This window comes from Autumnicola aciditolerans (assembly GCF_041679265.1).
Taxonomy (GTDB): domain Bacteria; phylum Bacteroidota; class Bacteroidia; order Flavobacteriales; family Flavobacteriaceae; genus Autumnicola.
In genome coordinates, this window is sequence record NZ_JBGFSM010000006.1 from 113,542 (window position 1) to 130,785 (window position 17,244).

13 protein-coding genes and 1 pseudogene are annotated in these 17,244 nt (G+C 40.1%); 6 read left to right on the top strand and 8 right to left on the bottom strand.

Annotated elements, in window-relative coordinates:
* Positions 1-62: 62 nt before the first annotated feature.
* The 4 genes from mdh to asnB form a co-directional block, all read right to left on the bottom strand.
* Positions 63-989 carry a malate dehydrogenase gene (mdh, locus tag AB8M93_RS08000; RefSeq protein ID WP_373057052.1) on the bottom strand — a complete coding sequence of 309 codons (927 nt, stop codon included), beginning with the start codon at positions 987-989 and terminating at the stop codon, positions 63-65.
* An 88-nt stretch (positions 990-1,077) separates the two neighbouring features.
* On the bottom strand, positions 1,078-2,064 hold the full coding sequence (locus AB8M93_RS08005) for a DUF6588 family protein (RefSeq protein ID WP_373057053.1): 987 nt from the start codon (positions 2,062-2,064) through the stop codon (positions 1,078-1,080).
* Between the two features lie 118 nt (positions 2,065-2,182).
* Entirely contained in the window at positions 2,183-4,123 is a 1,941-nt protein-coding gene (gyrB, locus tag AB8M93_RS08010; RefSeq protein ID WP_373057054.1) for a DNA topoisomerase (ATP-hydrolyzing) subunit B, read from the bottom strand.
* 183 nt (positions 4,124-4,306) lie between these two features.
* The gene (gene asnB, locus AB8M93_RS08015) at positions 4,307-5,926 is read right to left on the bottom strand and encodes an asparagine synthase B (protein ID WP_373057055.1); all 1,620 of its coding nucleotides are present in this window, start codon (positions 5,924-5,926) and stop codon (positions 4,307-4,309) included.
* 267 nt (positions 5,927-6,193) lie between these two features.
* Between asnB and AB8M93_RS08020 the strand changes: the two genes are divergently transcribed.
* A complete protein-coding gene (locus tag AB8M93_RS08020) occupies positions 6,194-6,757 on the top strand; it encodes a DUF2911 domain-containing protein (RefSeq protein ID WP_373057056.1) in 564 nt (187 codons plus the stop codon).
* Between the two features lie 52 nt (positions 6,758-6,809).
* On the opposite strand, the gene AB8M93_RS08025 is transcribed toward AB8M93_RS08020, so the two are convergent.
* From AB8M93_RS08025 to AB8M93_RS08040, 4 genes and pseudogenes are all read right to left on the bottom strand, one after another.
* Positions 6,810-7,442, bottom strand: coding sequence for a 7-carboxy-7-deazaguanine synthase QueE (locus AB8M93_RS08025; RefSeq protein ID WP_373057057.1), 633 nt, complete (start codon positions 7,440-7,442; stop codon positions 6,810-6,812).
* Between the two features lie 163 nt (positions 7,443-7,605).
* Positions 7,606-8,997: a SusD/RagB family nutrient-binding outer membrane lipoprotein gene (locus AB8M93_RS08030; protein WP_373057058.1), complete on the bottom strand. Its 1,392-nt coding sequence runs from the start codon at positions 8,995-8,997 to the stop codon at positions 7,606-7,608.
* 11 nt (positions 8,998-9,008) lie between these two features.
* Positions 9,009-11,636 (bottom strand): SusC/RagA family TonB-linked outer membrane protein, encoded by a 2,628-nt coding sequence (locus AB8M93_RS08035; protein ID WP_373057059.1) that lies wholly within the window; start codon positions 11,634-11,636, stop codon positions 9,009-9,011.
* A 292-nt stretch (positions 11,637-11,928) separates the two neighbouring features.
* Positions 11,929-12,189, bottom strand: a pseudogene (locus tag AB8M93_RS08040) (carboxypeptidase-like regulatory domain-containing protein); the annotation flags it as partial.
* 172 nt (positions 12,190-12,361) lie between these two features.
* On the opposite strand from AB8M93_RS08040, the gene AB8M93_RS08045 reads away from it, so the two are divergent.
* The 5 genes from AB8M93_RS08045 to AB8M93_RS08065 all read left to right on the top strand — a co-directional run bounded on the left by AB8M93_RS08045 (position 12,362) and on the right by AB8M93_RS08065 (position 17,201).
* On the top strand, positions 12,362-13,717 hold the full coding sequence (locus AB8M93_RS08045; RefSeq protein ID WP_373057060.1) for a D-alanyl-D-alanine carboxypeptidase/D-alanyl-D-alanine-endopeptidase: 1,356 nt from the start codon (positions 12,362-12,364) through the stop codon (positions 13,715-13,717).
* A gap of 60 nt (positions 13,718-13,777) precedes the next feature.
* Positions 13,778-14,827: a S66 peptidase family protein gene (locus tag AB8M93_RS08050; RefSeq protein WP_373057061.1), complete on the top strand. Its 1,050-nt coding sequence runs from the start codon at positions 13,778-13,780 to the stop codon at positions 14,825-14,827.
* Positions 14,828-14,838: 11 nt separating this feature from the next.
* Positions 14,839-16,359 carry a helicase HerA-like domain-containing protein gene (locus tag AB8M93_RS08055; protein WP_373057062.1) on the top strand — a complete coding sequence of 507 codons (1,521 nt, stop codon included), beginning with the start codon at positions 14,839-14,841 and terminating at the stop codon, positions 16,357-16,359.
* 6 nt (positions 16,360-16,365) lie between these two features.
* Positions 16,366-16,923 (top strand): hypothetical protein, encoded by a 558-nt coding sequence (locus AB8M93_RS08060; protein WP_373057063.1) that lies wholly within the window; start codon positions 16,366-16,368, stop codon positions 16,921-16,923.
* Between the two features lie 80 nt (positions 16,924-17,003).
* The gene (locus AB8M93_RS08065; protein WP_373057064.1) at positions 17,004-17,201 is read left to right on the top strand and encodes a hypothetical protein; all 198 of its coding nucleotides are present in this window, start codon (positions 17,004-17,006) and stop codon (positions 17,199-17,201) included.
* Positions 17,202-17,244: the final 43 nt, after the last annotated feature.

Here is a 17,244-nt window from a genome sequence, read left to right on the forward strand (position 1 = left end):
CATAAAAAAAGACCACCTCAACGGCAGTCTTTTTTCTATTATTTCGGCTTCTCAGCTACAGTTTATACTTCCAGCAAACCATTGGTTTTCTTAACCCCTTCAGCGCTTTCCTGCATCTTGTTCATCTCTGCCTCATCAAGTTCGATTTCCACTATTTTTTCAAGCCCATCTTTGCCAAGAATAACAGGAACTCCTATACATATATCGTTCAAACCATATTCGCCTTCTAAAAGTGCAGAACAGGGGAACATTTTCTTCTGATCACAGGCGATTGCCTGTACCAATCCGGAAACCGCAGCTCCGGGAGCGTACCATGCGCTTGTTCCTAACAATTTAGTTAAGGTTGCGCCTCCCACTTTTGTGTCTTCTGATACCTGGTTAAGCCTTTCTTCTGATAAAAATGCACTTACCGGCACACTGTTACGAGTGGCCAGCCTGGTTAACGGCACCATCCCTGTGTCGCTATGCCCGCCAATTACCATTCCGTCTACATCTGAAGGTGGACATTCTAAGGCTTCACTAATTCTATATTTAAACCTGGCACTGTCTAAAGCACCACCCATTCCTATAATTTTATTCTTCGGAAGTTTGGTTGTTTTATGTACAAGGTAAGTCATGGTATCCATAGGATTGCTTACTACAATAATAGTGACCTCTGGGGAATGTTTGATAAGATTAGAAGACACCTCTTTTACAATGCCTGCGTTTATGCCAATTAGTTCTTCCCTGGTCATCCCGGGTTTTCTGGGAATCCCGCTGGTAATTACTGCCACATTACTTCCGGCAGTTTTTGAATAATCGTTGGTACTTCCTGTAATTTTAGTATCAAAACCATTAAGAGTTGCAGTTTGCATAAGGTCCATTGCCTTACCTTCAGCAACACCTTCCTTAATATCTACTAAAACCACTTCTGAAGCAAAATTCTTGATGGCCACATATTCTGCACAGCTGGCACCTACCGCACCGGCTCCTACTATTGTAACTTTCATTATTTATTTTTTATCGATTAATAGTTGGCACGAAAATACAAATTATGTTAATGAATTTGTAATAAGGAATGGTTAAAGTCCCCTGGGATTAAATTCTAAAATGCAGGCCGATATTAAGGTTGAAGAATTTTCCGGCAGTGGCCATGGTACTTATTTTAAAATCCCGCAGGTAAACGTTAAATCCTATATCTCCTTTAAACTGCGCTTCTGAATCGTCTAAGGCAATCAATTCATCATTAACAAGAGGTAAAGCAAATCCACTACCATTGAATTCGTACTCAAAACTAGATTGTGCCACGGCAAGAGCTCCGAAAATTTCAAAATTTTCATATCTCTTCGATGCCATAAATTCTGCCATTAGAATATGAGCATTAACATCTATAGCAGTAAAAGTCACAATTTCTGGAACAGATATTGGATCGAATCCATAATTAACATTAAATAAATTGTAAGACAAAATAGTTGCCAATTGAAGATCATCGTTGTTATTAAACCTGAAGTATTGACTAATATTATGTTTTAAACCAATCCCATATGTACTAAAACTAGCTCCATCTATTTCAAGATTAGGTAGAGCACGAACTCCAACTTCAGTTTCGAAAGGAAGGCCAACATTCACCTGTACAAAAGGATAAATAAATGAACTTTTATCTAAACCATCTATAGCATCAAAACCTGAAATAGCGATTGTTTGATTTAAGTAGTTAATCTCTCCTTCAAATTGCACATCAGTTTCACCACCAAAAGCAGTCGGTATTATCGCATTATTCGCACCAGTTATCTTTAGAATATCAAAATTGCCTGAATTAATAGTGACCTCTTTTTTACTTGAAGGAACAAAAAGAGAATTGCCATGTACAGAAATATCTACCTGCCACTTATCCAGTGCAGCAGCAGAAGTAAACCATCCCGCAGTTCCCTGGTAAGCTGCACTTTCAGAAGCCGGACTGGCAAAAGCATCAGCAAGAAATAACATGTCCTCTATAAAAAGATCAACATCATTGCTTTCCTGAGCACTTACATAGCCAGAAAATAACAACGGAATTACAAAAAGAGTTTTACTAAATGTTTTCACAGTGATTGGGTTTAATGAGATAAAAATAAGAAAATAAAGAAGCAAGAAAATGTTTTTCAAAAAAAAACCCACAACTTAACGTGTGGGCTCTTTTTTGAAAGAATAGAATTGTTATTTGCTACGCATCAATATTGGCATATTTGGCATTCTTTTCAATAAATTCCCTTCTTGGAGGAACCTCATCTCCCATGAGCATGGAGAAGATTCTGTCGGCTTCACTGCTGTTATCTATAGTTACCTGTCTTAACTTACGGCGTCCAGGATCCATAGTGGTATCCCACAATTGTTCAGCATTCATTTCCCCAAGACCTTTATATCGCTGTATCTGCACACCACCGCTATAGCTTTGAGCGATTTCATCCCGTGCTTCTTCAGACCAGGCATACTGCTTTTTACTACCCTTTTTAACAAGGTATAAAGGTGGCGTGGCAATATAAATATGCCCCCCTTCAATAAGCTCTTTCATATACCTGAAGAAGAAGGTAAGGATAAGGGTTTCTATATGACTCCCATCCACATCGGCATCACACATGATTACAATTTTGTGATAGCGTAATTTGGATAGGTTAAGTGCCTTACTATCATCTTCAGTTCCAATGGTCACCCCAAGGGCGGTATAAATGTTCTTTATCTCCTCATTATCAAACACGCGGTGGCTCATGGCTTTTTCTACATTCAGGATTTTCCCTCTTAACGGCAGAATTGCCTGAAATTTACGATCTCTTCCCTGTTTGGCTGTACCACCTGCAGAATCTCCCTCTACCAGGAACACTTCACATTGTGCAGGATCCTGCTCGGAACAATCTGATAATTTTCCAGGCAAACCACCAATACTCATGGCAGTTTTACGCTGTACCATTTCTCTTGCCTTTTTAGCCGCATTACGGGCCTGGGCAGCAAGAATTACCTTCTGGACAATAGTTTTTGCATCATTAGGGTTTTCCTCAAGGTAATTTTCAAGCATTTCTGAAACCGCCTGGGAAACTGCTGAGGTCACCTCACGGTTACCCAACTTGGTTTTTGTCTGGCCCTCAAACTGAGGTTCTGCCACTTTTACCGAAATAATCGCAGTAAGACCTTCCCGGAAATCATCTCCGGTAATCTCGAATTTAAGCTTATCGAGCATTCCTGAAGCATCGGCATATTTTTTAAGAGTAGTGGTTAAACCTCTTCGGAAACCGGAAAGATGTGTCCCTCCCTCATGAGTATTAATATTGTTTACGTAGGAATGCAGGTTCTCATTAAAAGATGTATTATAAACCATGGCTACTTCCACCGGGATATCATTCTTCTCTCCTTCCATTGCAATTACTTCTGCAATGATAGGCTCACGGTTACCGTCTAAAAACCGCACAAATTCTTTAAGTCCATCCTCAGAATGAAAGGTTTCGGAGAGAAATTCTCCTTTTTCATCTGTGGTCCTTCTATCGGTAAGGCTTATGGTAAGCCCTTTATTAAGAAATGCAAGCTCTCTCATCCTGCTTGCCAGCGTATCATAATTATACTCTGTAGTTTGTTGAAAAATAGAAGGATCGGGCTTAAAGGTCACTATAGTACCGCTTAAATCTGTTTCCCCTACAGGCTTAACAGGGTAAAGGGGCTTCCCCAATTCATATTCCTGCTCCCATATTTGCCCGTCACGATACACTGTGGCTTTTAAAGACTGAGAAAGGGCATTCACGCAACTTACCCCAACCCCGTGAAGCCCCCCTGAAACCTTATAGGAATCTTTATCAAATTTACCTCCTGCACCAATTTTGGTCATTACCACCTCCAGGGCGGAAACGCCTTCTTTTTTATGAAGATCAATGGGAATACCTCTTCCGTTGTCTTCAGTAGTAACGGACTCATCTTCGTTAATGGTAACTTTAATGGTATCACAATGACCAGCCAGGGCTTCGTCTATGGAGTTATCTACTACCTCGTACACCAAATGATGCAGACCTCTTACGCCGGTATCACCAATATACATTGAAGGACGCATACGCACGTGCTCCATACCCTCGAGGGCCTGTATACTGTCTGCCGAGTAGAGTTTTTTCTTGGCTTCTTCGCTCATGTATTATGTAAATTAAATTCGTGTAATTTTGGTAACGGACAAATATAACAAAACCCGTCTTTTTACACTGATAGCGCGAAGATTAAAGCCCTGAAGTTATTAACAATTTATGAAAAAACCCGTAGTGCATCAGATCAAAAAATCCGGACACTACGGGTTGAACAAACCACACGAAACTTTTGCCTAAACTTTGGCTAATTCTTCAAGTTGTTTTTTAGCTGTTGAAGCTACGTGGGAAGTGTTTGCCCTTCCACTCGGATCTAAATCGGCCTGCCATTTTGGAACCCATTTTTTAACGGTTCTTGCGGCGCTTTCCTGAGGGAAATGACTGTGGAAAATTTCCCGGTAGAAATAAGCTTCTTTTGTTGTAGGGGTATTGAATGGATATTTGCTTTCTGCTGTTGCCATTTGCGTATCTGTTACCTGTGCTGAAGCATGAGCGATAAGCTCATCTATCCAACTATAACCCACACCATCGCTAAATTGTTCTTTCTGTCTCCAAAGCACCTCATCCGGAAGAAATGGACGCTCTGGGGTATCAAATGCCTTTCTTAGAATATATTTTTCAACACCATCATGAGAACCGGGCATTTTTGCCACAGGCTCTGTTTCTATTGCAGCTTTAAGGAAAGCCTTATCCAGGAATGGAACCCTTGCCTCAAGCCCATGTGCCATGGTAGATTTATCTGCCCTTAAACAATCTGCAGTTGCCAGCCTTTGCACCCTTCTTATGGTTTCCTTCTGAAATTCTTCAGCCGAAGGAGCATTTTTAAAATAAAGGTAACCTCCAAAGATCTCATCTGCCCCTTCGCCGGAAAGCACTACTTTTACACCCTTTTCAGTTATAGCTTTAGAAAGGAAATACATTGGAGTGCTTGCCCTGATAGAAGTGACATCATAAGTCTCCAGATGCCATACCAGTTTTTTAAGGATCTCTATACCTTCTTCTACTGTAAAATAAATTTCACTATGCTCGGTACCTAGAAATTCAGCAACTTTTCTGGCAGCAATAAGATCAGGAGCACTTTTATCAAGACCAATGGAAAAAGAATGTAATTTCTGGCCGGTGCCCTCCATAAGCCGTGCAGCAATAGAAGAGGTTAAAGAAGAATCAAGCCCTCCGCTTAACAACACTCCTAAAGGAACATCTGCCATTAAACGCTTTTTGGTGGCTTCAATAAGCGTTTCTCTTATTTTGGTAAGATCAAGTTTTTGTGTTCCCTTTTTATAATCAAACCAATCCGGGGTGTAATATTCCACAAAACCGGTTTGCGGAGTGTAGTAATGTCCCGGAGGAAATGCTGCAAAATTTGAACATTGATCTGCCAAAGCTTTCATTTCACTCGCGAACCATATGGCACCCTCATCATCTGTTCCATAATAGAGTGGTTTTACACCAATGGGATCACGTGCTACGATAAAATCCTTTCCATCCACAATTACAAATGAAAAGACACCATCCAGTTTATCCAGAAAATCGTAACCATATTCTTCATAAAGATGAACAATTACTTCTGAATCTCCCGTAGTCCTGAATTTATGATGTTTAAGTTCATTATCCCTTAGTGACTGATGATTATATATTTCGCCATTATGAATCATCCAGGCAGTAGAAGTTCCCTGGATGGGCTGTTTTCCTGTTTCCAAATCTACGATTGAAAGTCTTTCGTGACTCAGCACATAACCTTCTTCGGTTACATGCACATCACTTTCATCTGGCCCGCGGTGAGACATTCTCTTAGACAGGCTGCTTACTTTCTCTTTACTTAACCGTTCTCCGATTACTGCTAAAATTCCACACATGATGTTTGCTTTAATAATTTGATACAAATATGCATTCATGGTTACAGTAAATAAACACTATATCCATCAATGCTTTCATTTGAAAACAAAAATTTGTATATTTAAATTCTAAGAATAGCAAAGTGCTTATATCCTGAAGGATTTTTTGAGAGATGTAAAATTTTCAAATTTTAACAGCATCTAAATACTTTTTTAACATTGTATAGCTCCTTCTAAGGGTATCTTTAAAAAAAATTAAAACTATTAATATTATAAACCTTACAAATAATGAAAAAGATAGTAATAGCAGTAATTGGTCTTGTACTAACCGCAGGAATACCATCAGTAACTGCACAGAATGAAGACACAACAAGCCCTAATTTTGCCAAACTGGATGCCAGCCCCATGGATTTGGCGCTCTACCGCAATCAGGACAACGTGCCTTTGGCGAGAGTAATATACAGCAGGCCTCAGAAAAGGGAGCGGGAGATCTTTGGAAAACTGGTTCCTTACGGAGAAGTATGGCGTACCGGTGCGAACGAAGCCACAGAACTTACTCTTTATGAAGATATGAAAGTAGCAGGAGAAACCGTACCTAAAGGAACTTACACCTTATATACTATTCCTGAAGAAAAAGAATGGACTGTAATCTTAAATAAGAAAACACATACCTGGGGTGCCTATGAATATTCAAGCGAACAGGACCTTGTAAGAATTAATGTACCTGTAAGAAAAGCACCTAACAACATAGAAGCATTATCTATGGGTTTTGAGCAGGTAGAAGATGGGGCAAATCTCCTTATTGGGTGGGATGACAGCTACATTAAAGTTCCTTTTAAAGAAACTATGTAAAAAGAAGATTCAAGAAGACATTAGAAAAGCGCCTTTTAACGAGGCGCTTTTTTTATGGAATATTAAGATATTTATGCGTTTGCAGGGAAACCTTCCACTTAGGATTCTTCATCACATAATCTACAATTAACGGCATCATTTTTTCACGGTTACTCCACTCCGGCTGTAGGTAAAGAATACAATTTTCATTCACTTTTTCTGCCTGTTCTTCGGCAAATTTGAAATCGTGTTTATTAAAGATGATCACTTTAAGCTCGTGGGCTACTTCATAAATTTCTTCCGTAGGCAGTTTTATCTTTTTTGGAGACAGGCAAATCCAGTCCCAGGTGCCTGTTAATTTATAAGCGCCAGAAGTTTCAATATGAATATTGCAGCCCTTATTTTTTAAAGCTTCAGTTATTTTGGTCATGTCCCAGGTAAGCGGCTCCCCGCCGGTGATTACCACGGTTTTACTAAAGGAACTCGCCTTTTCCACAATTTCACCAATATGAGTGGGAGGATGAAGTTCTGCATTCCAGCTTTCCTTTACATCGCACCAGTGACAACCAACATCGCAACCGCCTATTCTTATAAAATAAGCTGCCGTTCCCTTATGGAATCCTTCTCCCTGGATGGTATAAAAATCTTCCATTAACGGAAGCATGATCCCCTCATCTACTAATTCCTGCGTCTCTTTTGTAATCATAGCGTGCAAAGATACAGAATCTCTTACTTTTAATTTTCTGTTTGCGAGAGATTAATAAGAGCTGTTAATCGAGAAAAGGATTTCGAAAAAAGTAGTGGACATATAAGTGCCTTATTATAGAAAACAAAGAAGCCGGCAAATTGCCGGCTCTGTATTGCTATCGCTAGTCAACATCCCACCAAACATGGCCGTAAATACTATCATCTCCCCCAAATTGCCTTTCAATGGCTTCTTCATAATTTGTTTCATTATTAAAAGATTCATTTTCGGGATAACTCAACCTGTTGGGAATTTCCCTGCCATTTGGCATTTCAAGGTCATTGGGATAACCTGTCCTCCTCCACTCGCTCCAGGCCTCATACCCAAACATGAATAAGTGTACCCAACGCTGATTTGAGATTTGTTCAATACCCATATCTGCATCAAAAGAAATATCATCCTGAGCCAGAAATTCATCAACTCCATCTTCACTACCAGTCCATTGCATAATGGAATTACGTATCGCTTCATTATAATTCATTTCTGCATCTTCGTTAATCCAACCTCTAAGAGAGGCTTCTGCTTTGGCAAAAAGAACCTGTGCATAAGTAGCCAGGTAAACCGGGGAATCCTGCGCATAGATTGCTGAACCCAGCAAAGAAAATTCTTCAGTTCCAATATTGTCTTCTTCTCCAAATTTTAAACCAATAAAGTCTCCACTGGCCCTTGCAGGATTTCCGTACACTTCCAGGCGGGGATCATTCACAGGTTTCATTTCTTCCACCAAATCTTCAGTTAGCGCCCACCACTCCCTGTTACTATCTACTACCTGATCATACCAATAGCTTTGATTATTCTCTTCAGCTAAATGCTGAAAAACCAGATTATCATCATTAGATTCAAAAACCCCATCATTTAAAGCGGCTGTAAATTCCTGTTGGGCCATAGCGGGATCTACTTCAGAAAGCCGAAGCGCCATAAAAAGACGTATTGTATTGGCAAATTTTCGCCATTTTTCCATCTTCCCGCTATATATAATTTCATTTTGAATATCGCCTGAAACCATCATGGCATTAGCTTCTTTTAATTCTGAAAACAAATCTGTATAAATGAATTCCTGTGTATCATAAGCAGGTGTAAGATTGTCCGATCCCTGTAGCGCCTGAGAATAGGGTATATCTCCCCAGCGGTCTGTTAAATTCCAGAAGAAATAGGCTTTTAGAATTTTTGCGACTGCAATTTGATTTGGCACAGGACCTTCCAAAGAGCTTATATCATCAGAAATAAGCACTGTTTGCAAATTCATTAATGGCCCCTGGTAATAACTATAGAAGCTGGTGCTTTCTTCAGGATATAAAGACTGCCCTACGTATTGTGTTTCTGCAAGGTACTGTGCCATAAACTCTCCCTTTGGTGATGATGCAAGCCCTGGCAGGTATAACTCGGCATTTGCAATAAGCTGGGTTCCTGAAGCCTGGCTGGGCAGATTAGGGTTTACATTAATATCATCTTCAAATTCGCTGCAGGAAAAAAACAGGCAGCACAGTAATAAGCTGTATAGATGTAAGTTTTTCATAGTTCTTTTCTTTAAAATACCAAGTTTAGATTTATGCCGAAAGAGCGAACGGTGGCAAGCTGGCCAGATTCATACCAGCTTATATTCTGGGCTCCTGTTGAAATTGAAGAAGGATCAATCCCATCTGGAGCTTCCTGCCAGATCATTGCAGGATTTCTTGCGATCAAGGCGATATTTGCAGATTTAAAAGGTAAGTTTTTTAATACCTCTGCATTAAAAGTGTAACCCAGCCTAATTTCACTCAGCTTAATATAAGAAGCGTCAAATAACCATTCTTCATAAATGCGCCGGCCAACCACATTCCTGTAATAAGAACGTGCATCTACATACGCCTCTACGGGTTCTCCCGTGGAAGCTGAAATACCGGTAACCCTCACACCACCGCCTTCTTCAACGGGATCACGAACATTATTCCCTCTGTCATTAATGGCAGCTGTGATAGGATCCTGGCCTGTTCTCACTCCTAACTGTTTAGATCTACTGAAAAACTGCCCTCCACCCTGGAAATCGATAAGTGCCGCAAGTGAAAAATTCCTGTAGGAGATAGTGTTCTGAAAGCCTCCTGTAAAATCCGGGAGTACGGTACCAAAATCGTGGGTGGCATCTGTGTACAACGGCATATTATCGTCACCCAGTAAAATCTCTCCTGTGGCCTCATCGCGCTGATAAGCTTGCCCAACCAGACTACCAAAAGGTTTTCCTTCATAAGAATTCAAATAGGTAGTCACACTGGAATAAGTACTGGAATCATAAGGATAAACATCTGAATCTGGTGACAGTTCTACAACCTCGCTTCGGTTTCTGCTAAAATTGAAAAGAACATCCCACCTAAATTCTTCATTATAAACCGGGCAACCGGTGAGGCTTATTTCAAAACCTTTATTCTGGATAAGCCCGGCATTAATTGTACTGGAGCCATAACCGCTAGCGCCCGATACATTCAAACTAATAATCTGGCTTTTATTCTTCTGAACGTAATAAGTAAAATCTACCCCAATCCTGTTTCCGAAGAATTGAAGATCTGTCCCCACTTCATAAGAATGGGCAAAAGATGGGTCTATAAAAGGGTTATTCAGGTTATCTGGAACATAAGAAGTGTTAACGCCATCATAAACATTACCAACCTCAAAAACCTGGTTAATCTGGTAAGGACTCAAATCTGAACCTGCCTTGGCATAACTTGCTCTTAATTTTGCAAAAGAAAGTGTTTCAGAATCAAAGAACTCACTAAAAACCACACTTCCACTTACAGATGGATACCAGTATGAATTGTTATCTTCAGGTAGTGCAGAAGAAACATCATTTCTAATAGACGCATCTAAAAAGTAAGTATCCTGGTAACCCAGGGAGAGCATCGCAAAAAAGCTCCTTAATTCCTTTTCTAATTTATAGGAAGTAACATCCGGCCTGTCTATAGATGCTGCGATGTTATAGAATCCAGGTGCGGTAAGCCCCCCTACCGTAGCCATAGACAAATAAGTATAATCCCTGTTATAAATGTTCCCGCCCAGAGTCCCATCCAGGGAGAAATCTTCAAATTTTTTGCTGTATCTTCCAATCAGTTCATAGTTCATTTCCTTATTTTGATATTTTCCTATAAAATAGCCCGGGGTATCTTTCCCCCCAAAAGCCGTTCTGTCATCAATATTCTGGGTATACATGTCTGAACGCAATGCCCCGGTAATCTCAATTTCCGGAGTAAGCTGGTATGCAAGGCTCACATCGCCAAAGAACCTGTCGCGATTATCTGTAGAATAATTTTCGTAGGCTTCAAAATATGGATTATTCCAGTACAGGGGTTCAAAATCATCAATTTCACCTGTTTCACTATTTGGTGTTTCCAGGTTCCAATGAAGAAAGGTCCCATCATCATACTGGTAATCCTTCAATCTTTCCATATCAAGATTTCTCTGGAACCATTGATTTACATAGGCAACCCCAAACTCTGAGCCCTGTTGTGGCCTTATGGCACTATTTCTTGCATAGTTGATGTTGGTGGAAACCCTAAGGTTCTCAAGGATATCAAGGCTGGCGTTCAAACTAATGTTGTTTCGGTTCAAATGCGTGTTTGGTTCCACTCCCTCAATACGTGTATCATTCAGGCTAAGCCGGTAAGTTGTATTTTCACTCCCCCCGGAAACACTTATTGTATTATTAAAATTCCAGCCGGTTTCATAATAATTTTCAATATTGTCTGGATGAGGGACAAAAGGCGTTAACTGCCCATAGGTTGGATCCTGCGGATAAAAACTAAAGACCTGGCGAACGGGAGTTCCATCCATTCTTGGGCCCCAGCTTTCATCATAGTTTAATTGCACATAAGGATCCCCGTTATCTAAAGTGGGAAATTCAAGGCTGGAACCGGCGCCATATAAATTTTGCTTCGGAAGAAAATTTCCCGCAATTTCAGCGGTTGCTGAAGAATTCAATTCCACCCGAATATCCTTCATTCCCCTTTTTCCTTTTTTGGTGGTGATCATAATCACCCCGTATTGCCCTCTTATTCCATACAAAGCTGAAGCTGTTGGGCCTTTTAAAACATTTATGGTCAATATCTGATGGATTAATATCCTGCCCAAGGTTTCCATAATCTGCACCAGCGCTTCCCGCAAAGTTGGAATTGGAAATAGGCGTACCATCTACCACTATTAAAGGTTCCCCTCCGCCGGTAATAGAATTTACACCACGTATTTTGATTTTTTGAGTGCCTCCCATACTGGCACCCGAAGAACCGGTAACCTGCACCCCGGCAACGCGGCCGGAAAGTGCTCCAATTACATTTTGATTATTGGTGATATTAATATCTTCACCCTCTACCTCCTGGGTGGAATAACCCAGGGATTTTTTATCCCTGGAAATATTCAGGGCAGTCACCACCACCTCATCAAGACTTTCCAGGTCTTCACCCATGCTTACATTGATAACCGCCTGGCCATTAACTGCGATTTCCCGGGTTTCAAAACCCACTGAGGAAAAGACAAGAACAGCATCTTCATCTACCTCAATAGAATAATTTCCGTCAAAATCGGTTACGGTTCCCTGGTTCGTTCCCTGCACCATGACGGTTACCCCAGGCAAGGCTAAATTATTTTCTGCAGAGGTCACCTGGCCGGAAACAACTCTTTCCTGGCCATACATGCCCGTGATTTGAAACAAAATCAAACAGAGCAATAACGTAATTTTGTTTTTCATTGATTAAAATTTTTTGATTGATTAGTAAACCTATATTTGTAAAAACCAGTTTTATATATTGTTAATTTTTTACAAATAATAAAGCAATATACTTAAAAATACATTATTAATTTAACTTTATATTGATGTATTGCGCGTGTAATCCTAAAATTTATCTTAATAATAATTTAAAATGAGAAATTTGTTATTTTTTCAGTTATGCGAAGTGATTTTCAGAAAAATGTTGTTTTCATTGTTTCTATTTCCAATGCTGGTTTTTTGTATTTCCTGTTCTTCAGTAAAGCGATTTAACCGGAACATTGAAAAAACATTTACTACAGATCCTGTTTTTGAAAATGGTTTTGCAGGATTTGCTTTATACGATCCTGTAAAGGAAGAATTTCTTTATACCCATAACGCCGGGAAATATTTTACCCCGGCTTCCAACACCAAACTTTTCACATTTTACACCGGCCTGAAGATCTTAGGAGATTCTGTTCCGGCCCTTCAGTATACTTATAAAGGAGACAGCCTTGTTTTTACCGGCACCGGCGACCCTTCTTTCTTAAACCCGAAATTGCCAGAATCCAACGTGCTTTCATTTTTAAGAAATTCAGGTAAAAAACTATATTATCTGCCCCCGGTTTATACGGAAAAATATTTAGGGCCGGGTTGGGCCTGGGACGACTATGATGCATATTATTCGGCTGAGAGGACGGTGTTTCCGGTGTATGGAAACCTTGTAAATTTTAAATTTGGTACAAGGGACACTCTTCCTCAAATTTATCCGGAAGCATTCCGTGATTCGTTATTCATTTTAAAAAGAATACCAAAAGATGACAATATTGGCCGTAGTATAGAAAGTAACAAATTTACATATCAAAACTTTCCAAGACCTGAAGAAGACGAACAAAATGTCCCGCTGAAATTTTCTTCAGCCTTACTCGTAAACCTTCTTAGCGACACCCTGCACAAGGAGGTGAAGATTTTAAAGGCAAAGCCACAACAACTTCAGCTAAACAAAACACTTTACAGCATTCCCGCAGATAGTATGTATAAACGCATGCTGGAAGTGAGCGATAATTTTATTGCTGAACAAATCCTGCTTATGGCAGCCCATAAAATTTCAGACACTTTAAAAACTAGAATCGCAATTGATTATATGAAGGAGCATTATTTAAAGGATTTACCAGATGAACCTATGTGGTACGACGGTTCCGGCCTTTCCCGCTATAATCTTTTTACTCCCCGCACTATGGTAAAACTGCTTGAAAAAATTCTTGCTGAAGTGCCGCAGGAAAAACTTTTCAGCATGATGGCTACGGGTGGTAAATCTGGTACGCTCGAAAATTATTATAAAGCTGAAGAACCCTACCTTTTTGCGAAAACCGGAACCTTAAGAAACAATCACAGCCTTAGCGGTTATATAAAAACCGATAGCGGCAGGGTGCTAATTTTTAGCTTTATGAACAGTAATTATACCGTGCCTAGCTCCAGCCTAAAACGCGAAATGGAAGAAATCATCCAGATTGTAAAAGAGAAATATTAGAAATTAATTCTGCAAAAAGGCTCTAAAATGCCTATTTTCGGGATACACGAAGCTTGTAAAATGAAAAGAAGAAATTTTCTACGCAATATTGGAACAGCAGGAATGGCTATTCCGCTTAGTTCTTTCAGCAGCAATTTTAACTTTCACATTTCAGAAGAAATCATCCGTCCGCAGGCGCTTAAAGAAGGGGATACCATTGGCATTATTAGCCCGGCCAGCGCTATTTTTGAATCTGAGCCTTACGATATTGCCCGGGAATCTTTTGAAGCGATGGGGTTAAAAGTAAAATTCGGGCAATTTACCAGGAGCAGGTATGGCCACCTGGCAGGAACCGATGAACAACGTGCTGCTGAACTTAATGCTATGTTTGCCGATAAATCTATAAATGCTATTATTGCGCTTAGGGGCGGTTCCGGCTCTGCCCGCATCCTGGATAAACTGGATTATAACCTGATCAAAAAGAACCCGAAAATTTTTATTGGCTATAGCGATATTACTGCTTTACACCTGGCAATTTTTGAAATGACCAGATTGATAACCTTCCACGCTCCAGTAGCGGTTTCTACATGGAATTCTTTTAGCGCCACCCATCTTAAGGATATTCTTTTTAACAAAGACATGCCGGTATTAATGAATCCTTCAGAGAAAGGAGATGAATTGGTGCAAACTCAAAACCGAATTCGTACAATTACTCCAGGAACAGTAAAAGGCAGGCTGCTGGGAGGAAACCTTTCCGTATTAACCGGAATTATGGGAAGCGAATATTTTCCGACAGACTGGAAAGGGAAAATTCTGTATATAGAAGATGTGGGCGAAAAGATTTATGCGGTAGACCGTATGATGTCCCAGTTGCGCCTGGGCGGTGTGCTGAAGCAAGTAAGCGGATTCGTTTTTGGAAAATGCACCGACTGTGATCCCGGCGGCAGCGGCTACGGCTCCCTCACCCTGGAAGAAGTGCTGGATTCGTATATAAAACCTCTGGATATCCCTGCGTTCACGGGCGCAATGATTGGCCATATTGATGATAACATGACCATTCCCAATGGTATTCATGCTGAAATTAATGCTGAAAAAGGTTCCATTAAATTACTACAGCCAGCTGTGGTATAAAACTATATCCAATGAAAAATGAAAAGGATTTTATTGCCCATATTGCTAAAGCTTATCATCCAAAAGGAGATTACATCTATTTAGGTGCAGGAATGTACAATGGAAAAACGCTTCCAGAAGCCGCAGTAAAAATTCCTTTAAAAACAATGAACCGGCATGGGCTTATAGCAGGTGCCACGGGAACAGGAAAAACCAAAACCCTCCAGATCCTTGCAGAAAACCTTTCAGAAAAAGGTGTTCCCGTGCTGTTAATGGATGTAAAGGGCGATCTTAGTGGGATTGCAAAAGCGTCTGATGGCGAGGAGTTTTTATATGAACGCCATAAAAAAATAGGATTCCCCTATAAACCCAATGCCAGCCCTGTTGAGTTCTTAAGTATTTCTGAACAGAACGGGGTTAAACTTCGTGCTACTATAAGTGAGTTTGGCCCGGTTTTGCTTTCCAGGATTTTAGATGTAACTCCCACCCAGGCAGGGATTATGTCAATAATTTTTAAATATTGTGACGACCACCAACTCCCCCTGCTCGACCTTAAAGATTTAAAGAAAGTTTTGCAATATGTTACAGATGAAGGCCGTGAGGAAATTGAAAAAGATTACGGCCGTATCTCTTCTGCTTCCACCGGCGCAATTTTACGTAAAATCATTGGCCTGGAACAGCAGGGCGCAGCGCGCTTCTTTGGGGAACGTTCTTTTGAAGTAAAGGATCTAACACGTAAGGATGAAAATGGCGAAGGCTATATTAACATTATAAGACTTACCGATATACAGGATAAGCCTGCTTTATTTTCTACTTTTATGCTAAGCCTGCTGGCCGAAATCTATACTACCTTTCCCGAAAAAGGAGATAGTGATAAGCCGGAACTCGTCATGTTCATTGATGAAGCCCACCTCATATTTGACGAAGCTTCAGAAGCTTTACAAAACCAGATTGAGAGTATCATTAAACTTATACGCTCTAAAGGTGTGGGAATTTATTTTGTAACCCAAAATCCTACAGATGTTCCTGCGGAAGTCTTAGGACAGTTAGGACTAAAGATCCAGCATGCGCTACGGGCCTTTACCGCAAAAGATCGGAAAGCGATCAAACTCACAGCAGAAAATTATCCGGAATCAGAATATTACGATACAAAAAATGAGATTACAGCGTTAGGTATTGGAGAGGCCCTGGTAACAGCACTGGATGAAAAAGGCAGGCCTTCACCTCTTGCGGCAACTATGTTGAGAGCTCCCATGAGTAGAATGGATATTCTCAGCCCTTCAGAATTAGAGGAAATTGCCAGCAATTCTGCATTAACAGCTAAATACAATGAAAGCATTGACAGGGAGAGCGCTTATGAACTTCTGAATAAAAAAATAGCAGAGGCAACCAGGGAACAGGCCGTGGAAAAAGCAAAAAAAGAACGTAAAAAAGTAAGCAAAACAACAACCCATAGAAGCTCCGGAAAAACCGAAGGAGCCATTATAAAAGTGTTAACCAGCGCCACATTTATACGAGGTGTAATGGGCGTTTTAAACAAATTATTGAAATAATCTGCAATGAAAAAAAACCTGCTACTTCTACTATTATCCGGAGCGATGTTGTTTTCATGTAATAATGATGAGCATGATCCTTACCTTATCACCACCACCCAGGTAGGAAAATTAAAAAGAGAAACACAGCTTAACCAGCTGGATTCCATTTTTAAGGAAGATTCCATTATTACCCAAACCAGCGGAGCAGAACAACTAAGGTCTACAGACGAGATTCGCATTTACGAAAAAGGAGGACAGCCACTATTGTACCTGGAACCACTTCAGGAATTCGATTCTACAAGCACCATTGGATATATAAGGATTATGGACCCTCGCTATGAAACTAAAGAAGGGCTTAGTGTGGGCAGCACTTTTAAAGATATAGTAACCCATTACAATATTTCCAGGATCGAGAATACCATGACCTCTGCCGTGGTTTTTCTGGATGATATTAATGCTTATGTAACCATAGATAAAAAGGAGCTACCTTCCAGCCTCAGGTATGATACCGAAACTAAAATAAGAGCCTCACAAATTCCCGATGATGCCCGGTTTAAATACTTTATGGTCTATTGGAATTAGGAATTCCCAAAAAATGTTAAGCTCTTTAAATGGTTAAAGAGGATTCGCTAACTTTATACAATAACCAATAATTTAATATAATGATTAAGATTATAGGATTAATTATGACTATTGGAGGCGCAATTGCTCTGGTTTTTGGCGTATTAGGAATTTTTGGCAGTATTGCCTTAATGTTTAGCCCCTGGGCACTTACCATTCTTGGAGTAATTTTCTTTTTTGCCGGAATTTCCCTTATTAAAAGAAGAAGCGATAATGAAGCAGTGAATACACAAAGATAAAGGTGAATTTGGCCAGTATAAAAAAGGTTCCGGGCAATCCGGA

What these genes read in the sequence shown, in the direction of transcription:
- mdh (WP_373057052.1), bottom strand. Translation starts at nt 989, where the DNA reads ATGAAAGTTACAATAGTAGGAGCCGGTGCGGTAGGTGCCAGCTGTGCA.
- gyrB (WP_373057054.1), bottom strand. Translation starts at nt 4,123, where the DNA reads ATGAGCGAAGAAGCCAAGAAAAAACTCTACTCGGCAGACAGTATACAG.
- asnB (WP_373057055.1), bottom strand. Translation starts at nt 5,926, where the DNA reads ATGTGTGGAATTTTAGCAGTAATCGGAGAACGGTTAAGTAAAGAGAAA.
- AB8M93_RS08020 (WP_373057056.1), top strand. Translation starts at nt 6,194, where the DNA reads ATGAAAAAGATAGTAATAGCAGTAATTGGTCTTGTACTAACCGCAGGA.
- AB8M93_RS08025 (WP_373057057.1), bottom strand. Translation starts at nt 7,442, where the DNA reads ATGATTACAAAAGAGACGCAGGAATTAGTAGATGAGGGGATCATGCTT.
- AB8M93_RS08030 (WP_373057058.1), bottom strand. Translation starts at nt 8,997, where the DNA reads ATGAAAAACTTACATCTATACAGCTTATTACTGTGCTGCCTGTTTTTT.
- AB8M93_RS08035 (WP_373057059.1), bottom strand. Translation starts at nt 11,636, where the DNA reads ATGGTACGCCTATTTCCAATTCCAACTTTGCGGGAAGCGCTGGTGCAG.
- AB8M93_RS08045 (WP_373057060.1), top strand. Translation starts at nt 12,362, where the DNA reads ATGAGAAATTTGTTATTTTTTCAGTTATGCGAAGTGATTTTCAGAAAA.
- AB8M93_RS08050 (WP_373057061.1), top strand. Translation starts at nt 13,778, where the DNA reads ATGAAAAGAAGAAATTTTCTACGCAATATTGGAACAGCAGGAATGGCT.
- AB8M93_RS08055 (WP_373057062.1), top strand. Translation starts at nt 14,839, where the DNA reads ATGAAAAATGAAAAGGATTTTATTGCCCATATTGCTAAAGCTTATCAT.
- AB8M93_RS08060 (WP_373057063.1), top strand. Translation starts at nt 16,366, where the DNA reads ATGAAAAAAAACCTGCTACTTCTACTATTATCCGGAGCGATGTTGTTT.
- AB8M93_RS08065 (WP_373057064.1), top strand. Translation starts at nt 17,004, where the DNA reads ATGATTAAGATTATAGGATTAATTATGACTATTGGAGGCGCAATTGCT.